An 18,851-nucleotide genomic window follows, 5' to 3' on the forward strand; every position below is an offset into this window, starting at 1 on the left:
CTCGGCTGGTCCTACAGGCGCCGTGCGACCGAGACGGTGAAGATGCCCCATTGGTCGATGCGCTGGTCGAGCTTCTCGAAACCGGCGGCTTCGACGAGCTGGTCCATTTCGCCTTGCGTGCGCCGGCGCATGACCCATGCCTGTCCGCCGCGATGGGACGTCAGGCTGCGCGCGATCATCTCGAGCTGCGGATGCCAGGGCTGGTTGGTGTAGATGAGCAGGCTGCCCCGCTGCATGGCGCGGGCCAGTCCGCCAAGCGAGCGCGCGATCATGGCATTGTCGGAGAACAGTTCGTAAAGGCCCGAAACGATGGCGAGGTCCGGCGCCGGATCGATAGCGGCGAGCATGTCGGCATCGAAAGCGTCGGCGCGCTGGAACGAGATGCTGGCCGGCAATTGCCGCTCGGCGATCAGCTTGCGGCCAAGCCCGACATTTAGGTCGGAATAATCCTGCAGGCGCACGCTTGCCGGCTGGTCGGGGCTCTTCACGATCGCATCGAGAACATAGCGGCCGTGGCCGGCGGCGATGTCGAGAATGTGGGCGGCGCGGCCGGCGGCCTTGAGTGTCGACAGCGCGGTGCCGATCAGTTCTTCCAGATGCAGCTTGCGCTGACGGATGCCGCGCCAGCCGATGGCCTCCAGGAAGATGCGGTCCACGAAGCGGCCAAGCGGCGTCAGCCCTCGCGCGTTGTTCTCGTAGACATAGTCCAGCGTTGAGCCGGAATCGAAGCCGGTGGTGACGCCGGCCTTCATGCCCGACGAGACCCAGGCGCCCATGCGGATGGAGGCGCGGCTGAATGCCCAATAGAAGCCCCTGGGCGACAACAGATCCAGTGGCGATGCAAGCTTGTCGGCCTCGTCGCGCGTGTAGCCGGCGATGTCAGCCTGCTTCAGGTCAACCGGTGCATCGCGCGCCGTGAACTGCCTGGCCAGGAACGGCCGGATCAGGTCGAGGGCCTGCGCCCGGTCGCGCTCCCCCAGCGTGTCGTGGAAGAAACCCGGCAGCACGTGGCGCTCCTTGGTCCGGCTGCCGAGATTGACGAAGAATTCGTGCTGCGGGGCGTGGCGCACCACCCAGTCACTTCCCGAAAGCAGAAGTTGCGTCGGCACGGTGATGGCGCGGGCGTCCGAAACGATGCGGGCGGCATGCTGGTAGAGTTCGACCAGGATGTTGGAGGCGATCGGCCGCGTGATCAGTGGATCGCTCTCGAAGGAGGCGATGCGCACGGGATCGTGGGTCAGGAATTTCGCCTTGACGTAGGAGTTGACGAAAAAACGGCCCTTGAGCTTTTGCCAGAGCGCGATGCCCTCCTTGGCGAAGGGCACGTAGAGCTTGACCGAAAAGGCCGGCGAGGCCAGCACCATGGCGCGCAGTTTCGGCGCATAGTCGTGCACCCAGGCGGCGGCAAGCACGGCGCCGAAGGACTGCGCGATCAGCGCGATGTCCTGCGTGGCGAAGCCATCCCTGGCGGCGATCTCGCGCATGAAGCAGTCGATGTCGCGCACCAGCGCCGAGAAGGACGGAGCATAGCCGCGTTCGCCGGACGAACGGCCATTGCCGCGGGCATCCCAGGCATAGAAGGCATGATCCGGCATCTGCAGTTCGTCGACGAGATGGGCCATGCGGCCGCCATGTTCATGGCCGCGATGGAAGAGCACCACCGCGCCCTTGGCGTCGGCGGAGGCCGCCGGCCAGAACCGGTAGAAGATTTCCGTTCCGTCATGGCTGTGGAAGACACGCTCTTGTGCCTGCCGCCCAGGGCTCTCCGCAACCGCTGCAATTGGTCCGTGCATCATCGTCTTCCCCTCTGGCGGCATTGCGAGCCCCCGGTGCTCAGCTGGCGCTGCCAATAAGACCGGCGCGTATCCGGTTTATGGCGGTCAGCAGCGAAAGCGTTGCCATGGCCGGAAACACAAAAGGCGCGATGGATACCGGCCACAGCCCGGCAGCGCACAGGACCGCCACCACGCCCAGCGCCAGCGCCCTGTCGCTCTTGCCGAACGGACCGGCATAGTTGCGTCCGATCCCGGCGGCGATGCCGAGCACGCCGGCGAACTCGGCCAGCACCGCGGCGATGGCAAAGGCGATGACGCCCCATGCGCTGAACTGCGCAAAGGCCGCGAAAGGCAAGGTGAGTGCCAGGTCCGAAACGACATCGCAAATCTCGTTCAGATACATGCCGAGCGTCGAAGCCTGGCCATGTTCGCGTGCCAGCATGCCATCCACCGCATTGAGCGCCATGCGCACGAACAGCACCACGGGAATGAGTAGCAGCAGCCAGCGCCATTCGTGCAGGGTCGCGATGGCCGCTCCAGCCACGATCGACATCAGGGCCGCCAGGATGGTGATGCTGTTTGCGGTGACGCCGTTCGCCGCCAGCTGGTTGACCAACGGCCGCAGTCTTCCCTGGAAAGCCGGCTTGAGCGCGTAAAGCGTCGGCATGGCGTCGATCCCCCGATCCTGACCTGCGGCTGTACATCAATATGTCATGTGCGACCAGCGGCTGCAGCGCCCAAAACAGCGACTCTCGCTGCCCGGCTGCCGCGCATCGGTTGCTGAGGCGTCGACCAATCGTCGACGCTCACGGTGGGCATGCATATTTGCCGGCTTTTGAACGACGTGGCGCTTGAATAGTAAGCACGCTTATTATATATACCGCTCATGGTTTCCGACGGCATCGACAGATTGGGATTTTTGATCCACGACGTGCAGCGCCTGATGCGCAAGCGTTTCGAGACGCGTGCCAGCGGCCTCGGCCTGTCGTCGGCGCAATGGCGCCTGATGGTGCGCGTCGCCAAGGAAGAGGGCGTTACCCAGGCCCGGCTCGCGGAGTTGCTCGAAATCGAGCCGATCAGCGTCTCGCGCCTCGTCGACCGGATGGAGGAGGGCGGCTGGATCGAGCGCCGCGCCGACGCCGCCGACCGCCGCGTACGCATGATCTTTCCGACGGCCAAGGCGAGCGCCGCCTATGCCGAGGTCAAGAGCCTGGCCGGCGAGGTCTATGAGGAATCGCTCGTAGGCGTTTCGCCGGAGGACCGTCGTGTCCTGATCAGGGCGCTCGATGCGATGGCGCAGAACCTCGCCGACGGCGATACCTCGGAAAAAATCGAGCCTACGAAAGGCGCAGCAGCATGAACGCGGTAGCCAAAGTCGACGAAAACGCCGCCAAGGTCGAGATGGAAGCCCCGGCCCAGCCGGCCGCCGCTCCCGTCGCGGTAGCTCCGCCCGCGGAGTCGGTTCCGGCGCCGAAGAAGAAGCGCCGCATGGGCCGCTTCCTCCTGATGCTTGTCTTGCCGGCGGCGCTGGTCATCGGTGGTGGTTATGTCTGGGTGACCGGCGGCCGCTATCAGGGGACGGAGAACGCCAATCTGCAGCAGGCCAAGGTGTCGATCGCCTCGGACACGGCCGGCCGCATCGTCCAGGTTGCCATATCAGACCATCAGATGGTCAAGCAGGGCGACCTTCTGTTCACCATCGATCCCGAGCCTTACCGGATCGCGCTTGCCCAGGCCGACGCCGCGGTTGCCGCCGCGCGGCTCAATGTCGAGCAGCTGCGCGCCGCCTACAGCCAGTCGATGGCACAGGAGAAGTCCGCCGGCAGCGAGGTCGACTACGCCCAGTCGCAGTATGACCGCGCCGCCGATCTCGCGCAGAAGGGCATCAACGCCAAATCGTCTCTGGACGAGGCCCGCAACGACCTCGACAAGGCAAAGCAGCAGGTCGCCGTCGCCCAGCAGGGCATCATCAGCGCCAAGGCCGCGCTCGGCGGCAACCCCGATATCGAAACCGACAAGCATCCGACCGTGATGGCCGCGCTCGCCGCGCGCGACAAGGCCGCCTACGACCTGGCGCGGACCACGGTGAAGGCGCCCGCCGATGGCGTCATCTCCCAGGCCTCGTCCTTCAAGGTCGGCCAGTTCGTCGGCTCCGGCACGCCGCTGTTTTCGCTGGTCGAGACCAACGACACCTGGATCGATGCCAATTTCAAGGAAACCCAGCTCACCAACATGAAGCCGGGCCAGAAGGCTGAGATCGTCGTCGATACCTATCCGGGCAAGACGTTCGAGGCGACGGTCAAGGCGATCGGTGCGGGAACGGGGGCAGAATTCTCGCTGCTGCCAGCCCAGAACGCCACCGGCAACTGGGTCAAGGTCACGCAACGCATCCCGGTGCGACTGGAACTGACCGATCCCGACGCCAAGATGGCGCTGCGGACCGGCATGAGCGCCTCGGTCACCGTCGATACCGGCGTTGCCCGCGGCTTTCCCGCCATATTCGGCCACGCCACGGCTGGCGAGGTCGTGCAGTAAGTCGGCGGAAGTCCACGGCGCCAGGCAGGTGAAGCGGACAGCCAAGGATTGGTCTGAGGGGAGGAGTGAGAAGGATCAGCGTTCGGTTCAAGCCGCGTCGCGGCCTGGCTGAAATCTGAATTCTTCGACACGGACCCTTCGGTCCTCGTGTTTCCGGGCGGCAGGCATCCGCTCATCAGAGACTTTCGGTCGATGTAACCCCCACATCGATAATCGCGTCCCACCGCGATGAAGGTCTCTCAACGGAAGGCTTTTGCCGCCCGGAAACCCCTGTGTACACGGTTTTGTTACCTGCTGGAAGTTCCGCATCATGAGCACGCCAGAGCCATTTCGAGAAGTGCCGCATCGCGGCCTGATCACGGTTGCGCTCATGCTGGCGACGATCATGCAGGCGCTCGACACCACCATCGCCAATGTCGCGCTGCCGACCATGACGGGCGACCTCGGCGCCTCCCCGGACAACATCAACTGGGTGCTGACCTCCTATATCGTCGCCGCAGCCATCATGACGCCGGTCACCGGCTGGCTGGCCGACCGCTTCGGCCGCAAGGAATTGTTCCTGACGGCGGTGGTCGGCTTCACCATCTTCTCCATGCTGTGCGGCCTGGCTTGGAGCCTTGAGACCATTGTGCTGTTCCGGCTGATGCAAGGCGTGTTCGGCGCCGCCATCGTACCGCTGTCGCAGACATTCCTGCTCGACATCAATCCCAAGGAGCGCCACGGCCAGGCAATGGCGATCTGGGGCGCCGGCATCATGCTGGGGCCGATCCTGGGCCCGACTCTGGGCGGCTGGCTGACCGAGAATTTCAACTGGCGCTGGGTGTTCTTCATCAACCTGCCGGTCGGCATCGTCGCCTTCCTTGGCATGGCGGCCTATCTACCGGCCATTGCCCGGCGGGTGCGCAGCTTCGACTTCTTCGGCTTTGCCATGATATCGCTCGGCGTCGGCGCGCTGCAGCTGATGCTGGATCGCGGCGGCGAGGTCGACTGGTTTTCCTCGGTCGAGATATGGATCGAACTCGGCTTGGCCATCACCGGCTTCTGGGTGTTCATCATTCACACGATGACCGCGGAGCATCCTTTCATCGATCCGAAGATTTTCCTCGACCAGAATTTCGTGACCGGGCTGGCGTTCATCTTCGTCATGGGTGTGCTCATCCTGGCCTCGATGTCGCTGCTGCCACCGATGCTGTCGACCATCTTCGGCTATCCGACCATCACCATCGGCATCGTCATCGGTCCGCGCGGTATCGGCACGATGATCTCGATGCTCGTCGTCGGGCGCATCATGGGAAAGATCGACGCCAGGATTCTCGTCGTCATCGGTTTTCTGCTGACCGCGCAGTCGCTCTACACCATGGCGAGCTTCACCCCGCAGATGGATAACTGGCTTATCATCAGCTCCGGCGTGATCCAGGGCCTGGGCATGGGAATGGTGTTCGTGCCGCTGTCGACGGTCGCCTTCGCCACGCTCGACGCGCGCTACCGCACCGACGCAACCGCGCTCTTCAGCCTGGTGCGCAATCTCGGCTCGTCGATCGGCGTCTCGGTCGTGACGGTGCTCTTGGTGCGCAACACGCAAATCAACCACGCCGAGCTTTCGGCCTTCATCAGTCCGTTCAATCCCAATCTCTGGGCCGTCTCGCCGGCCGCCGCGGGCGGCGATCTGATGGCACTGTCGGAGGTCGATCGCATGGTCAATCTCCAGGCGATGATGATCTCCTACGTCAATGACTTCAAAATACTGATGGTGATGACGCTGGCCGCCATCCCGTTCGTCTTCCTGCTGCGCAAGCCAAAGGCTGGTCCGGCCGGCGGCGCGCCTGCAGCGCATATGGACTGAGCCGTGGGCGGGCGGTCCGCCTGCCGTCTAGATGGACTGGGATTGGCGTGCCGGTTGGTGCTGGCGAAATAGCCGAAGCGGCCTTGGCAAGACGCTACCTGCCGAGCACCAGCGACCAATAGCGCAGGTTGGGATCACGTCCGTCGCGGACATAGGCGAGCCCGAAGCGGCTGAAATCCTGATCGAGCATGTTGCGCCGGTGGCCCTGCGAATGCATCCAGATGTCGAACAGTTTTTGCTGGTCGAAGCGGCCTTCGGCGATGTTCTCGGCCGCAGCGCCCCGCACGCCATTGTCCTTCATCCGCGATGCGAAATCCTTGCCCCAGCCCGTGGTGTGGCTCATGCGCTCGCGCGACGCCATATAGCCGGCCTGCTGCAGCGCCGCCTGTTCGAGCTGGGCGTCCGGCGTCAGCGGGCCGAGCCCGGCTGAGGCGCGCAAGCCCGACAGAGTAGCCGTGGCGGAGGAAGAGACGCCGGCACCTTCGCCCGTCGGTACAGAGACGGTGCTGCAGGCGGAAAGCGCGGCAATGGCTGCAAGGCCGGCGACCTTGAGCAACGTGCGCCAGTTCGGATGCGGGATTGGGGAGTTTGCAGTTTTCGCGACTATCATGCCCACCTGACATAATGGCGATCATGGCTTTTGCCGGGCAGGGCCGTAAAATCCGAGATGGAAATGCAGGTTGGCCTCTCATTTCACAAGCGTGATGAGGCGGCTGGCATACATCTCGCGATTTCCAAACACGGCGGTGCAGTCGGTTTTGATGGATGAGTTTCCGGTCATCTGCACGGTGGAGCCAACAAGCCTCAGACAATCGCCCTGACCGCTCATATCCGAGTTGCCGACAAAGGATATCGCCGCGTCCGGCGCATAGACGAACCCGCTGATCGCGGAATTTGCACCGCCATTCAGCGTCAGGGCCGAGGTGTTGCCGCTGTTCTCGAAAATGGTGATGCCGGCGTAGGGACCGCTGGTGGGCGGGGACAGGTTCACCTGTTCATTGGCATTTATGATGATCTGTGAGCCCTCCACGAGGAATAAGGTCACGCCCTGACCGGTCAGGCTGCCATTGCCGCCGGGTTTTAGGGTGACGCCTCGGAAGATGTAGACGCCCGGATTGAGCGTGATGTTTCCCGACAACGTCTTGTCGCAATAGGTTCCAGGCGACAGCGTATAGGTTCTGCCGTTCGGGACCGGCAGGCACAATGTGTAAGGGGGAGGAACAACGTCCGCCAGAGGATCGAAAGATGCATATTGATGTTCGAGCGGGGCTCCGCAGGTGAGATTGGCGCTGGGCGGCGAAAGCCCGTAAGTGCCGCCGACGGTCGAGACGCAGCCCGCCGAAATCTGCGCGGAACCGCCCCTGCTGACAGCATCGGACGCATCCGAGTTTGCCGCGATGACGCAACTGCTCATGGAGACATCGGTCGAGCCCTGTAGGCTTACCGCGGCCGACGCATGTGGATCGAGCGCCAGAACGCAGGCCTGCGCACCGGGATTCATCTTGACCGTGGCCGAGCGGTGAGCTGGCCACGGGGCCGCGCCATTGATGAAGCTCGGACGGTTGATGCTGGATGAAAGCGAGATGTAATAGGCGCTCGGATCGCCGCTGGCGGTTGCCGAAAAAGCCGAGACGCTGTCTGCGTATTCCTGCTGGTCGGCGAGGCTCAAATTGGCCGCAAAGAATGTCGACCCAAGTGCCTCGACATCACTCGCGGCCATGCTGGGCAGGTACTTCGTGCCGACGGCAAGTCCAGCCGCGTCCAGCGAGTTTTGCAATTGCGCGGCGTCGTCACTCGTGCCTGTCAGATCGATCGCGCCGGCCACCACAACCATTATCGGCAGCATCGCTATGGCTGTCGCCATGGCAAAGTTGCCGCGCTTCGAAAGCCAGAAGCCTCTCAATGTGAACATCGTCCGCCGCCAAGGTTTGCAATGCCCAGGTGATACGCTCGGGATATCTAAGAGTAATTTAAGCAATTACTAAAATGCATGGGTTCTAAAATGAGGCGAGGCGGCTCGCCAAACGTGGCCCTCAAGGGCACCATGATTTCCGGATGTTCGGCCGTCTGGTTGAACACGTTCCGTGAATTGAGCACTGGCTGCCGGCACAAACGAAGCGGTCGACAGCAGCCAAGGACAAGGATTTTCCAGGACATGCTGCACCACGTCTCTTTCGGCGTCTCCAACATCGAGCGCTCGGCGGCCTTCTACGACGCCGTGCTGACGCCACTCGGCTATGTCAGGGTCTGGGATGATTTGAGGCCCGGCGAGCCCGACCAGGCGGTGGGCTACGGGATTCCTGGCGGCGGCGACAAGCTGGCGATAAAACTTCGCCCGAAAGGGCAGCGCCCGCCTGGTCCGGGTTTTCATCTGGCCTTCGCCGCCCCGGATCGTCAAAGCATCGCGCAATTTCATGCGGCGGCACTTGCTCTTGGCGGCCGTGACAACGGCGCCCCGGGCCTGCGGCCTGACTATGGTCCGCATTATTATGCCGCCTTCGTCGTCGACCCGGACGGCCATCATATCGAGGCGGTCTTCAACGCGCGGCAGTAGGTTCCGCGCGGCCGGCTTTTGCCGGCAGGCGATGACAATCCCGTGAGGGCCCGACCAAGATCATCGATTCGGCGACAACCCCTGGCAAATCGGCTATGCTGCCACATCTACTAGTGGCAGCTGCGGGCGGCCATCACGGCGGTGACCGCCCCCGACACACGGGAGGATGGTTATGGCCGGCTTTCATGTCATGGCGGACGCCCACGGGATGCATGTGCAGCCCGCGGTGCGCCGCATCACCACGGCGGATCTCTGGGACGCGCTCAGGCTCGGCGCCGGGGATTTCTGGGCAAAACCGTCCCACTACGTGTTCCTGTGTTTGATCTACCCGATCGTCGGCCTGATCCTTACCCAGTGGAGCTCGGGTTCCAACGCCATTCAGCTGGTCTATCCCTTGATGTCGGGCTTTGCCCTGGTCGGGCCCTTCGCCGCGATCGGGCTCTACGAAATCAGCCGCCGGCGCGAACTCGGCATGAACACGAATTGGCGCCATGCGCTGGATGTGCGCCGTTCGCCGGCATTGCCGTCGATCGCGGTCATCGGCGTCATGCTGTTTGCGCTGTTCCTGTTGTGGCTGTACACCGCGCAATCGATCTACACCGGCCTGTTCGGCGACCAGCCGCCGGCCTCGATCGGCGCCTTTGTCCGCGACGTGCTGACGACGGGCAAGGGCTGGACCCTGATCTTGCTTGGCAATGCGGCCGGTTTTGTCTTTGCAGTGGTGGTGCTGGCCACGACGGTGATCGCCTTCCCGTTGCTGCTCGACCGTGATGTCGGTGCCGTCTCGGCAATCGAAACGTCGGCCCGGGCGGTGATGGCAAACCCGTTGCAGATGGCGCTGTGGGGCCTGCTGGTTGCCGTGCTTCTGGTGATCGGCTCCATCCCGCTGTTTGCTGGTCTGGCCGTGGTCATGCCGATCCTGGGCCATGCCACCTGGCACCTCTACCGCAAAGTGGTCGAGCCGGCGCAGATCCGGCCGATCCGCCGGCCGATGTAGGGAACCATATCTCCGGCAACCAGGCGGACACCCAGTCTGTAACGTCGGCCAAGGGCGTCGCTGGCACCCAATGGCCGGAGTCTGCCGATGGCACGCAAGATGCTGGGGCTCGTGAAAAGAATCGTTTGGCTGGCCTGCCTCGGCATCGCAGGGCACAACGCCGCGCATGCGGATGCCAGCCAGATGGTGCAATTTGAAAGTGCCGCGATAACGCCAACGCCTTTTCAGGTGCGCAATGCCCAGGCAAGCGGCAAGGTCCTGGAAGCTGTTCCCGGCACGCCGCTTAGGGGGTATTTGACGCAACCTCAGGGTAATGGACCGTTTCCTGCGATAGTACTTCTCCACGGCTGCGCGGGTGTGCTCTCGAATGACAGGCAAACCTGGCCTGACCGACTGTCCTCCTGGGGTTACGTCGTACTCGTTGTCGACAGTTTCAGCACGCGCGGCATTCACGAGACGTGTGATCGCGGCGTGCTTGCTGATCGTGTCTACGATGCCTACGGGGCCGAGGAGTTCCTGTCGAAATACAGTTTTGTCGATCCGCGGCGTATAGCCTTGCTGGGATTCTCCGCTGGCGGGATAGCAACGCTCGAGGCCGTGCAACTTGGTGGCGCCGAGCGGCTGGCGGAACGCAAATTCAAGGCGGCGATTGCCTACTATCCAAATTGTTCCGTAGCAAATGGCGACATGGCGGTCCCGACCTTGATTCTGGCCGGTGAGCTTGACGATTTCAGCCCCGCCGAGAAGTGCCGAGAGATGATGGCTCGGCGCAACGGCAAGGGAAGCCCGGTCCTTCTGAACGTCTACGAGGGGGCTCGCCATGCATTTGATGCCCCGGAGTTCAAGGTCGGAACCGAGGCCTACGGCCATCGGGTGGAGTACAACGCGGCCGCGGCCGATCGATCCATAAACGACGTTCGTGCTTTTTTGAAAAAAGCCTTCAGCGGCTAGGAACGAGGCCCGGCGCCTGGATATCAGCGCTGTGCGTCGGTCGCCATCTTCAACGCCAGCGCCGTCAGCACACCTCCCATCATCCAACGCTGGATGACCAGCCACAATGGCCGTCCGGCAAGGAAGGTGGCGATCGAACCGGCCGTCACCGCGATGATGGCATTGACGGTCAGGCTGATTGAGATCTGCGTCGCGCCCAGAACCAATAGCTGCGACAGCACATGGCCTTTGCCGATGCTGATGAATTGCGGCAGCAGCGACAGATAGAGAACGGCCACCTTGGGGTTGAGCAGATTGGTCATCAGCCCCATGGCGAACAGCTTGCGCGGCCGGTCTTTCGGCAGATCGCGCACCTGGAACGGGGAACGTCCGCCCGGCTTCACCGCTTGCCAGGCAAGCCACAGGAGATAGAGCACGCCGGCAAAGCGCAGCGCGTCGTAGGCATAGGGCACGGCGAGCAGCAGCGCGGTGATGCCGAACGCCGCCGACAGCACATAGAACAGGAAACCGACCGCGACCCCGCCAAGCGAGATCAGTCCAGCCTTCGGCCCTTGCGACAGCGAGCGCGAGATCAGGTAGATCATGTTCGGGCCTGGCGTCAGCACCATGCCGAGGCAGACCAGCGCGAAGGCGATATGGTTGGCGGTATCCGGCATTGTTCGTCCCCAAGCACGCCCGCGATCGATGTGGCATCCCGCGAGCAGCCAATATCTGCCTGTCACGGCAGGCGCCCGCAAGGGCTTGCCGGCATCAGGCGTTACGCCAGAGAAGCGGTTGCTGCATGTCGTTTCAAGTGCCTCCGGTTTCGGGACAACGACATGCATGAAGAAGGACCCAAAGCGCGCCGTTTCGGCGCGGCGCGCCTTAGCCGACCACCCGCAGGTTCGACAGTTCGTTGCCGATTTCCTTGAAGTCGTTCGACAGGCTGGCGCCGGTCGCATTCCAGAACAGCTTCGCCGGTTTGCTCGGATCCGTCGGGTCCTTGCGGAAGCGCGAGTCCGACGAGCAGGATTTCAGCGCATCGATCGCCAGCTTGTCGCTGGCCTTGGTCGTCGACAGGTCGAGCGCTACCGTCATCACCATGATGTTGGCCGCCTTGGCGTTGTTGCAAAGCGTTGCCATCTGCTCGTTGAGCGCATTGGTGTAGTTGCCGTTCGAATAGTCGAACTGACCGATGGCGCCCGACGTGCCCATGAACATGCGGCCGACCGAGGTGCCGTTGTAGCCGGGGTTGAGATAGCCGTAGGACGCATAGGTCGATTTCGAGTCGGCGGGGTCCGAATAGCCAAGCGAGGACGGCGTGTAGTAGGTGTTGGCGCCGTCGGTCAGCACGATCACCACCTTGTCATTGCCTTTTTCCGTTTCCTGGCGCCCTTGCGTGAACGGTTCGCCGCTTGAGACCACCCGCCAGCCCCACGCCATGCCCTCGGGAACATTGGTGCCGCCATTCGGCTGCATCAGGTCGATAGCCGCCTTGATCGCGGTGGCCCCATCGGCGACGCTCACATCGGTCAGTGGTGTGATCGGATTGGTGGTGCAGCTGTAGTTCGGGCCGTTGCCGGCGGGCAGCGCCGGCGCATCGATCGGCCGCGGCTGGAAATATTTGGCCATGTTTCGCAGCCGCGCTTGACCGGTGCTGCTCGTAGGATCGTCGTTCCACCAGCTGTTCACTGAGCCGTAGGTCACCGGGGCGGCCTCGTCGGGATCCTGCGTGAGTTTCCAGTGGTTGCCGGGTTCGTCCGGAGCGAACATCGGCACGAACATCGTTGCCGGATCGCCTACGCCTATGCCTGTGTTGGCCGAGCCGCCGGACGGCGAAGCGTCGTTGACATTGTAGGGATAGGGCCTGGCCTCAACGCAGCCTTGCCAGCTGGCGAACGGACCGTAGGAATCGATGTAGTCATATTCGTCGTGGCTGCGTTTGCAGGTGTTGTTCGAATTGTACTCGTCGCAAACCACCCGCTTGCTGTTGACGACACGCTCGTGGTTGGTGACGACCTTCATGTCCCGGTAGAGTGAAAACCGGGTCAGCATCTGCCCTTCCTCGCTGCCCCAGCCGGTGCCGCGTTTGTACCAGATGCCGTTGGTCTGCTGGGCATATTTGTTGGCCGCGTTCAGGGTCGACCAGTCGAAATTCTCGTTCGACACCGGCGACAGGCCCTCCGTGTCCATCCACGAGGCGTTGCCATTGGCGGGGCCGACATTGACCGAAGCGGCAAAGGGCACGAGGCCGAACTGCACCGGCTTGTCGACCTGCTTGATCATGACCGCCTGTTGGGCCAGCGTATCGACCAGCTGTTTGGATGCGGTCTTGAGAAGGTCGATGCGCTTTTGCCCCGAGCCCGTGCCGAGCGTGGTCATTGATCCGGAATTGTCGAGCACCAGGGCAACTTCCAGCGTGTTCTTCAGCCTGACCTGAGAGGTGACGCTGAAGTTGATCTTCTGGTTCGCATCGGTTGCCGATTTTCCGACGAGCTGGGCGAAGGCAGGATAGAAATAGGGCTTGTAGGAAAGCTGCGCCGTCATCGTGAGCAGACCGCCGCCGCTGGTGTTGCTGGGCAAGGTGACGTTGAGCGTCGCGCTGGCCGGATCGATATCGTTCAGATTGGCATTGAAGAAGTCGAGCGCATAGGCTCTCAGCTGGTCGTCGGTCGCGCCTTCCGTCAGCCGGCGCGCCGTGGCGAAGTTGGCGGCGTCGAGCGCATTCGTCACCATCTGCTTTTCGCGGTTCATTTCCGTGAAGTCGACCGCGATCGCCAGGCCACCCATCAGCGGCACCATCGCCACAACAGTCATAAGAGCATAGTTGCCGCGCCTGTCGCGGCGGAACTGACGCCAAAGTTCATGCATGACTTGCAGCGGCCCCCGCCTGCGGATTCTCGATTGACGCCAGCTTTTCACAAAACGCTGAAGGACGGATTTGGGAAACCGCTCTATTGCTTGGTCGGCGCTTCACCAACCGCTAACCAATGCAGGCCTGCGGCCCCGATCCGATCTAAGGCGAACGCCCATCGGGGAGGGCGTTCGCGGCCTGGCGATCAGCTGACGATGCGCAGGTTGGACAGTTCGTTGCCGATCGCCTTGAAATCGTCGGAGAGTGTCGCTCCGGTCGAATTCCAGAACAGTTTCATCGGCTTGCTCGGATCGGTCGGATCCTTGCTGAAGCGGGAATCCGACGAACAGGCCTTCAGCGCATCCATCTGTGTTTTTTCCGCCGTATTGGTAGAATCCAGGTCGAGCGCGATCGTCATGACCATGACGCCAGCCGTCTTTGCGTTGTTGCAAAGCGTGGTGAAATGCTCGTTCATCGCCTTGCTGTAGTTCGAATTGGAATAGTCTGTCTTGCTTATGCTGCTGCTGGTACCGAGGAACAGCCGGCCATATGTGTAACCGCTGCTGAAAGGCAAGATATAGCCGAGCGACGAATAGATCGCTTTGCTGCCCGCCAGGTCGTTGCCGCCATAGGCCCAATTGGTTCCTGAGTAGGTCTGGGCCGTCACCGAAGTTGGTGTGTAATAGGTGTTCGCACCATCGGTTAGGACGATCAGAACCTTGTCGTTGCCTCGTTCCGTCTCGGGCCGCCCATCGGTGAAGGGAGCGGTGCTGGAAAGGGTTCGCCAGCCCCAGGCCATGCCTTCCGGCACATTGGTGGCGCCGTCGGCGGCCATGGCGTCCACAGCCGCCTTCACCGACGTCGCGCCGGCTGTCGTGGAAACATCGGTCAGCGGCGTGATCGCCGTGGTGCTGCAGCTCGTATTGGGGCCGGCATCCATGCCATAGGCCGGCGTAACCGTGTTGCCCGGAGAGGCGAAATATTTCGGCATGTAGCGCTGACGTTCCGCGCTGGTGCTGTTGCCGGGCGTGGTGTCGGTACGCCAATTGTTGTTGGCGGGACGGCTGCTGGTGTCGGTGAGGTCGGTTTCATCAGGTGCGAACATCGGCACGAACAGGGTTGCGGGCGTTCCGGTCGAAGCTGGCGTATCCTGGATATTGTAGGGGTAGGGACGGGACTCGACGCAACCGCCCCAGATGGCGACGGTGTCATAGGTATATGTCGCGTTCGAAGCGCAACTGCCGTCCCAGTTCTTCGAACTGCACGCCGAAACCCGTTTCATCTGCTTGTAGAGCGAAAACCGTGTCAACGGCAGGTCTTTCTGGGTTGCGTCCCAACCATTGCCTTTCGCATACCAGACGCCGGCGATGTTCTGGGCATATTTGGTGGACGAATAGGAAGAGCTCATGGTCGTCCAGTCGAAATTCTCATGATGGATCGGCGAGATGCCGGTCGTGTCCATCCATGCCGCCGAGGCATTGCCCGAGCCGACATTGACCGAGCCGGCGAAGGGAACCAGGCTGAACTGGACCGGTTTGGTAACCTGCTTCATCATCTGCGCCTGGCCGGCCAACTGGTCGACCAGCTGCTTCGCGGCACTCTTGAGGAGGTCGAACCGCACCTTGTTGGACCCGTGGCCGAGTTCCGTCATCGAGCCGGAATTGTCGAGCACCAGCGATACTTCCAGCGTATTCTTCAGGCGGACTTCCGAGCAGGCATCGAAGCTGATGTCGCTGTTGGCGGCGCTTCCGCCTATCAGCATTTTTGCCGTTGGCAGGAAGTAGGGCTTGTAGGTCAAGGTGCTACAGAGCTTCAAGGTGCCGCCGCCGGTATTATTGTTGGGCAGCGTCACGGCCAGCATGGTGTTGGCCGGATCGACATGTGCGAGATTGGCTTCGAAGAAATTCTTGGCGTAGGCCTTGGCATCGGCATCGCTGGCGCCGGCAACGATCTGCTGGGCAGTGGCGACGCCGGCAGCGTCCAGCGCGTTCAAGGTGGTTTGTCGCTGCCGCGTCATTTCCGTATAGTCGACGCCGATTGCCAGGCCACCCATGAGCGGTACCATGGCGACGACGGTCATGAGCGCGTAATTGCCACGCCGATCGCTTCCGAATCTCCGGATCATTGCTTCAAAATTCCCCCGCCAAATCGATAATCGGTGGGGATCGTGTCATAAATCGTTAAATTTCACGTTGCCGTAATACCTGCAAGGTCGAGCCGCCCTTTCAACGCGCGTTAACCAAACGCTGTCCAGTGGTGGCTCGGGCGCCAACAGATAGCGCCGTTTGCGCGCATAGGAGCGCCTTCGCGTCGATCTCCAGGTGAAAGCTGGTGACAGCATGGATCGGTTCGGATAATTCGAAACCGCTGCGGCGAACCGTCGGCCGCGGCACTCGCAACGCTCATATTGAAGGAAACGGCATGGCGGATTCGCCTGACATCGTCGGCTCGCTCGAAGACGTCTCAAAAGCCTATCCGGCAATTCTTTGCGATGTCTGGGGCGTGGTGCACAATGGCGAATGGCATTTCCCGGCGGCCGCGGTGGCGCTGGCCAGGGCAAGGGCAGCCGGCATTCCCGTTGTTCTCATCACCAATTCGCCCCGCCGCAGCGCCGATGTCGTGGCCCAGATGAGTGTGATCGGCGTTCCGCCGTCAGCTTACGACCGTGTGGTGACCTCGGGCGACGTGACCCGCGACCTGATCGCGGAAGGCCCACGCAAGATCTTCCATATCGGCGCCGACCGCGATCTGACCCTCTATGACGGCCTCGATGTCGACCTCGTCGAGGAATTCGAGGCCACCGGCGTCGTATGCACCGGGCTGTTCGATGACGAGGTCGAGAAGCCTCAGGATTATATCGACCTTCTGCGGCGATTGCGTGCCAGGAACCTGCCATTCATCTGCGCCAATCCCGATATCATGGTGGAGCGCGGCGAACGCATCATCTGGTGCGCCGGCGCGCTGGCGCGCGACTATGCCCAGCTCGGCGGCCGTACGCTGATTGCGGGAAAGCCCTATGCGCCGATCTACGACCTAGCGATGAAGGAGGTGGCCGAGGTGCTTGGCCGGCCGGTCGAGCGTTCTCGGGTATTGGCCATCGGCGACGGGATGATGACCGATGTGAAGGGCGCGGCCGACAATGGTTTCGACGTTCTCTATGTCTCCGGCGGCATCCATGCCCGCGACTATGGCAATGCATCCCGGCCGGATCCGGCCAAGCTCGGGCTCTTTCTGGAGCGGCACGGCTATCGTCCGGTGGCCGTCATGGTCAGACTGCAGTAGGTGGCGATGGTAGGCTTCCAGCATCTCACCGCGACCGCGCCGCTGCCCGCCGATCTGCGTGGCGGCGTTGTCGCGATCGGCAATTTCGATGGCGTCCACCGTGGTCATCAAGCGGTACTCGAACGGGCGTTGGCCGAGGCTCTGCGGCGTGACGTGCCGGCCTTGGTGCTCAGCTTCGAACCGCACCCGCGAAAGGTGTTCAGGCCCGACATGCCGCTGTTCGTGCTGACGCCGCCGCCGATGAAGGCGCGGCTCTTGTCCTTGCTGGGTTTTGCCGCGCTCGTCGAGCAGCCGTTCACGCGCGACTTCGCTTCGCTGTCGGCGGAAGCTTTCGTCACTGACGTGCTGGAGAGGACGCTCGGCATCACCCACGCCGTGACTGGTTTCGATTTCCATTTCGGCAAGGACCGCCAGGGCGGACCGGCCTATCTGATGGCAGCCGGCGAACGCCATGGCTTTGGCGTCACGCTCGTCGACGCGTTTCGCGACGAGGGCGCCGAGGTGGTTTCGTCGAGCCGGATCCGGGCTCTGCTCTGCGATGGCGAGGTAGTCGAGGCCGCCGGTCTGCTCGGCTATCGCTTCACGGTCGAGGCCGAAGTGATCGGCGGGCAGCAACTCGGCCGCACACTGGGCTTTCCCACCGCCAATATGAGGCTTTCACCGGAAGCGACCCTGAAGGAAGGGATTTATGCCGTCCGCTTCCGCCGCGCCGACGGCACGCTGCATGACGGCGTCGCCAGCTTCGGCCGCCGCCCGACCGTCGACGACAATGGCGCACCGCTTCTGGAAACCTTCGTCTTCGATTTTTCCGGCGATCTCTACGGCGAGACCTGCGAGGTCTCATTCTTCGGCTTCCTGCGCAGCGAGATCAAATTCGACGGCCTCGATGCATTGGTGGTGCAGATGAAGCGCGATGAAGCCGAGGCCCGGGCGCTGCTCGCCGGCGTCAAGCCGCTGTCACAGCTCGACGCGGCCATTGCGTTCTAAGGCATGATCCCGAAAAGCGGATACCGGTTTTCTCGGACAAACGGTTCCGGTAATTGGGTTTGTTGTTCCGATTGGTCCGATTACATCGCTCAAAGCGTTTCTCCTTTGTTCCGGACGGATATTTGCACCAACTTATTTTCTTTTATAAAAAAAGCAACGCTGACCAATCTTGTCAATTTAGGGTGGCCAAATATACAGGAAATTACTTCGTCAGCCGCATTCTCATTAATTACATCAACATCGAATAGCTGTCTTGCTGGTATAATCTGACCAACTCTTGGGTTGGATATAACCATTTCAAGATATTTCGATGGTTCCGTTTGACGCAGATCAGTCTCTATATAATTTTTAACAATGTCTTTTCTAGATCCAATTGCTAGCGTTCTCGAAAGAATCTCCTTAAATCTCTTCGCATCCCACCGTCCATGGATCAAAGACTGTATCTCATCACGCGGAGACGACATTATTACCTCAATTTCCGCTCTATTTTTTCAGCGCCAGGCCGACCGCGATGAAGGTCCAGCCCTGGAAGATCAGGTCGATCGCCAGGAACAATCCGAGCACCCACAGGCTGTTGACCGGCCAACCCATGGCGATGATCAGGCCGGCAAGCACGCTGATGAGGCCTGCCGCGACGATCCAGCCCCAGCCCTGTTCCGGACGGTGGCTGTAGCCGACCCAGGCCCGCAGCGCGCCGGAGGCGACGAGCGCGACGGCCAGCAGGAAGGTCAGCACCGCCGAGGCCAGCAGCGGATTGTCGAAGGCGAAAAATCCGGCGACCGCGTAAAGCAGCCCGCTGAGCAGCCAGTAAAAGAAGCGGCTCCAGGTCTTGACCCCGAAAGCATGCATGATCTCGATGATGCCGGCCACCAGCATCAGCCAGCCGACGACATAGACGGAAGCCACGGTGGCGATGAACAGATTGCCGAAAGCAATGCCGCCGAGGATCAGCAGCACCACGCCCAGGCCGACAAACCATCCCCATTTTTCCCGCGTCTGGCCGATCGCGTTCTTCAGAGTATCGCCGTGCAAGGTCATGATCCACCTCCCTCCACATCTGGCCGCGCATCCTGCGGTTGAAGGAAGGTAATCCC

General features: G+C 62.0%; 17 protein-coding genes. 8 read left to right on the plus strand and 9 right to left on the minus strand.

The window, feature by feature from the left end; all coding sequences use genetic code 11:
* Nucleotides 1–11: 11 nt before the first annotated feature.
* Nucleotides 12–1,793 carry a bifunctional alpha/beta hydrolase/class I SAM-dependent methyltransferase gene (locus FJV83_RS05075; protein ID WP_179296340.1) on the minus strand — a complete coding sequence of 594 codons (1,782 nt, stop codon included), beginning with the start codon at nt 1,791–1,793 and terminating at the stop codon, nt 12–14.
* 40 nt (nt 1,794–1,833) lie between these two features.
* Entirely contained in the window at nt 1,834–2,442 is a 609-nt protein-coding gene (locus FJV83_RS05080) for a CDP-alcohol phosphatidyltransferase family protein (RefSeq protein ID WP_095770559.1), read from the minus strand.
* A gap of 219 nt (nt 2,443–2,661) precedes the next feature.
* Between FJV83_RS05080 and FJV83_RS05085 the strand changes: the two genes are divergently transcribed.
* From FJV83_RS05085 to FJV83_RS05095, 3 genes are all read left to right on the plus strand, one after another.
* Nucleotides 2,662–3,135 (plus strand): MarR family transcriptional regulator, encoded by a 474-nt coding sequence (locus tag FJV83_RS05085; RefSeq protein ID WP_095770558.1) that lies wholly within the window; start codon nt 2,662–2,664, stop codon nt 3,133–3,135.
* Nucleotides 3,132–4,310, plus strand: coding sequence for an HlyD family secretion protein (locus FJV83_RS05090; RefSeq protein WP_095770557.1), 1,179 nt, complete (start codon nt 3,132–3,134; stop codon nt 4,308–4,310). Before FJV83_RS05085 ends, FJV83_RS05090 begins: the two co-directional genes overlap by 4 nt.
* 310 nt (nt 4,311–4,620) lie before the next feature.
* Nucleotides 4,621–6,153: a DHA2 family efflux MFS transporter permease subunit gene (locus FJV83_RS05095; RefSeq protein ID WP_095770556.1), complete on the plus strand. Its 1,533-nt coding sequence runs from the start codon at nt 4,621–4,623 to the stop codon at nt 6,151–6,153.
* A 94-nt stretch (nt 6,154–6,247) separates the two neighbouring features.
* Here the strand turns inward: FJV83_RS05095 and FJV83_RS05100 are convergent, their stop codons facing one another.
* Both FJV83_RS05100 and FJV83_RS05105 read right to left on the minus strand, forming a co-directional pair.
* Entirely contained in the window at nt 6,248–6,763 is a 516-nt protein-coding gene (locus FJV83_RS05100; protein ID WP_095770555.1) for a CAP domain-containing protein, read from the minus strand.
* Nucleotides 6,764–6,841: 78 nt separating this feature from the next.
* On the minus strand, nt 6,842–8,065 hold the full coding sequence (locus tag FJV83_RS05105; RefSeq protein ID WP_095770554.1) for a TadE/TadG family type IV pilus assembly protein: 1,224 nt from the start codon (nt 8,063–8,065) through the stop codon (nt 6,842–6,844).
* Between the two features lie 243 nt (nt 8,066–8,308).
* Here FJV83_RS05105 and FJV83_RS05110 point away from each other — a divergent pair, with 243 nt between their 5' ends.
* The 3 genes from FJV83_RS05110 (at nt 8,309) to FJV83_RS05120 (ending at nt 10,655) form a co-directional block, all read left to right on the plus strand.
* Nucleotides 8,309–8,707, plus strand: a complete 399-nt coding sequence (locus FJV83_RS05110) for a VOC family protein (protein WP_095770553.1) — start codon at nt 8,309–8,311, stop codon at nt 8,705–8,707.
* A gap of 172 nt (nt 8,708–8,879) precedes the next feature.
* Nucleotides 8,880–9,704 carry a DUF2189 domain-containing protein gene (locus tag FJV83_RS05115; protein ID WP_095770552.1) on the plus strand — a complete coding sequence of 275 codons (825 nt, stop codon included), beginning with the start codon at nt 8,880–8,882 and terminating at the stop codon, nt 9,702–9,704.
* An 87-nt stretch (nt 9,705–9,791) separates the two neighbouring features.
* Nucleotides 9,792–10,655: a dienelactone hydrolase family protein gene (locus FJV83_RS05120; protein WP_246691800.1), complete on the plus strand. Its 864-nt coding sequence runs from the start codon at nt 9,792–9,794 to the stop codon at nt 10,653–10,655.
* A 23-nt stretch (nt 10,656–10,678) separates the two neighbouring features.
* Here FJV83_RS05120 and FJV83_RS05125 read toward each other — a convergent pair whose 3' ends face one another.
* The 3 genes from FJV83_RS05125 to FJV83_RS05135 form a co-directional block, all read right to left on the minus strand.
* Nucleotides 10,679–11,311, minus strand: coding sequence for a LysE family translocator (locus FJV83_RS05125; protein ID WP_032929773.1), 633 nt, complete (start codon nt 11,309–11,311; stop codon nt 10,679–10,681).
* Between the two features lie 208 nt (nt 11,312–11,519).
* The gene (locus FJV83_RS05130; RefSeq protein ID WP_185973288.1) at nt 11,520–13,505 is read right to left on the minus strand and encodes a TadE/TadG family type IV pilus assembly protein; all 1,986 of its coding nucleotides are present in this window, start codon (nt 13,503–13,505) and stop codon (nt 11,520–11,522) included.
* Between the two features lie 188 nt (nt 13,506–13,693).
* Nucleotides 13,694–15,613, minus strand: coding sequence for a TadE/TadG family type IV pilus assembly protein (locus FJV83_RS05135; protein WP_142884820.1), 1,920 nt, complete (start codon nt 15,611–15,613; stop codon nt 13,694–13,696).
* Nucleotides 15,614–15,909: 296 nt separating this feature from the next.
* On the opposite strand from FJV83_RS05135, the gene FJV83_RS05140 reads away from it, so the two are divergent.
* Together FJV83_RS05140 and FJV83_RS05145 are read left to right on the plus strand one after the other, a co-directional pair.
* Nucleotides 15,910–16,770, plus strand: a complete 861-nt coding sequence (locus tag FJV83_RS05140; RefSeq protein ID WP_142884819.1) for a TIGR01459 family HAD-type hydrolase — start codon at nt 15,910–15,912, stop codon at nt 16,768–16,770.
* Nucleotides 16,771–16,776: 6 nt separating this feature from the next.
* Complete coding sequence (locus FJV83_RS05145) at nt 16,777–17,757, plus strand: bifunctional riboflavin kinase/FAD synthetase (RefSeq protein ID WP_142876433.1); 981 nt, start codon at nt 16,777–16,779, stop codon at nt 17,755–17,757.
* A gap of 89 nt (nt 17,758–17,846) precedes the next feature.
* Here FJV83_RS05145 and FJV83_RS05150 read toward each other — a convergent pair whose 3' ends face one another.
* A complete protein-coding gene (locus FJV83_RS05150) occupies nt 17,847–18,221 on the minus strand; it encodes a hypothetical protein (protein WP_142884818.1) in 375 nt (124 codons plus the stop codon).
* A gap of 19 nt (nt 18,222–18,240) precedes the next feature.
* A complete protein-coding gene (locus FJV83_RS05155; protein WP_142876432.1) occupies nt 18,241–18,795 on the minus strand; it encodes an HdeD family acid-resistance protein in 555 nt (184 codons plus the stop codon).
* Between the last annotated feature and the right edge of the window lie 56 nt (nt 18,796–18,851).

This window comes from Mesorhizobium sp. WSM4307, from assembly GCF_007003945.1.
Lineage (GTDB): Bacteria > Pseudomonadota > Alphaproteobacteria > Rhizobiales > Rhizobiaceae > Mesorhizobium.

What these genes read in the sequence shown, in the direction of transcription:
- FJV83_RS05130 (WP_185973288.1), bottom strand. Translation starts at nt 13,505, where the DNA reads ATGCATGAACTTTGGCGTCAGTTCCGCCGCGACAGGCGCGGCAACTAT.
- FJV83_RS05090 (WP_095770557.1), top strand. Translation starts at nt 3,132, where the DNA reads ATGAACGCGGTAGCCAAAGTCGACGAAAACGCCGCCAAGGTCGAGATG.
- FJV83_RS05100 (WP_095770555.1), bottom strand. Translation starts at nt 6,763, where the DNA reads ATGATAGTCGCGAAAACTGCAAACTCCCCAATCCCGCATCCGAACTGG.
- FJV83_RS05105 (WP_095770554.1), bottom strand. Translation starts at nt 8,065, where the DNA reads ATGTTCACATTGAGAGGCTTCTGGCTTTCGAAGCGCGGCAACTTTGCC.
- FJV83_RS05075 (WP_179296340.1), bottom strand. Translation starts at nt 1,793, where the DNA reads ATGCACGGACCAATTGCAGCGGTTGCGGAGAGCCCTGGGCGGCAGGCA.
- FJV83_RS05150 (WP_142884818.1), bottom strand. Translation starts at nt 18,221, where the DNA reads ATGTCGTCTCCGCGTGATGAGATACAGTCTTTGATCCATGGACGGTGG.
- FJV83_RS05115 (WP_095770552.1), top strand. Translation starts at nt 8,880, where the DNA reads ATGGCCGGCTTTCATGTCATGGCGGACGCCCACGGGATGCATGTGCAG.
- FJV83_RS05120 (WP_246691800.1), top strand. Translation starts at nt 9,792, where the DNA reads ATGGCACGCAAGATGCTGGGGCTCGTGAAAAGAATCGTTTGGCTGGCC.
- FJV83_RS05145 (WP_142876433.1), top strand. Translation starts at nt 16,777, where the DNA reads ATGGTAGGCTTCCAGCATCTCACCGCGACCGCGCCGCTGCCCGCCGAT.
- FJV83_RS05125 (WP_032929773.1), bottom strand. Translation starts at nt 11,311, where the DNA reads ATGCCGGATACCGCCAACCATATCGCCTTCGCGCTGGTCTGCCTCGGC.
- FJV83_RS05085 (WP_095770558.1), top strand. Translation starts at nt 2,662, where the DNA reads ATGGTTTCCGACGGCATCGACAGATTGGGATTTTTGATCCACGACGTG.
- FJV83_RS05155 (WP_142876432.1), bottom strand. Translation starts at nt 18,795, where the DNA reads ATGACCTTGCACGGCGATACTCTGAAGAACGCGATCGGCCAGACGCGG.
- FJV83_RS05135 (WP_142884820.1), bottom strand. Translation starts at nt 15,613, where the DNA reads ATGATCCGGAGATTCGGAAGCGATCGGCGTGGCAATTACGCGCTCATG.
- FJV83_RS05095 (WP_095770556.1), top strand. Translation starts at nt 4,621, where the DNA reads ATGAGCACGCCAGAGCCATTTCGAGAAGTGCCGCATCGCGGCCTGATC.
- FJV83_RS05110 (WP_095770553.1), top strand. Translation starts at nt 8,309, where the DNA reads ATGCTGCACCACGTCTCTTTCGGCGTCTCCAACATCGAGCGCTCGGCG.
- FJV83_RS05080 (WP_095770559.1), bottom strand. Translation starts at nt 2,442, where the DNA reads ATGCCGACGCTTTACGCGCTCAAGCCGGCTTTCCAGGGAAGACTGCGG.
- FJV83_RS05140 (WP_142884819.1), top strand. Translation starts at nt 15,910, where the DNA reads ATGGCGGATTCGCCTGACATCGTCGGCTCGCTCGAAGACGTCTCAAAA.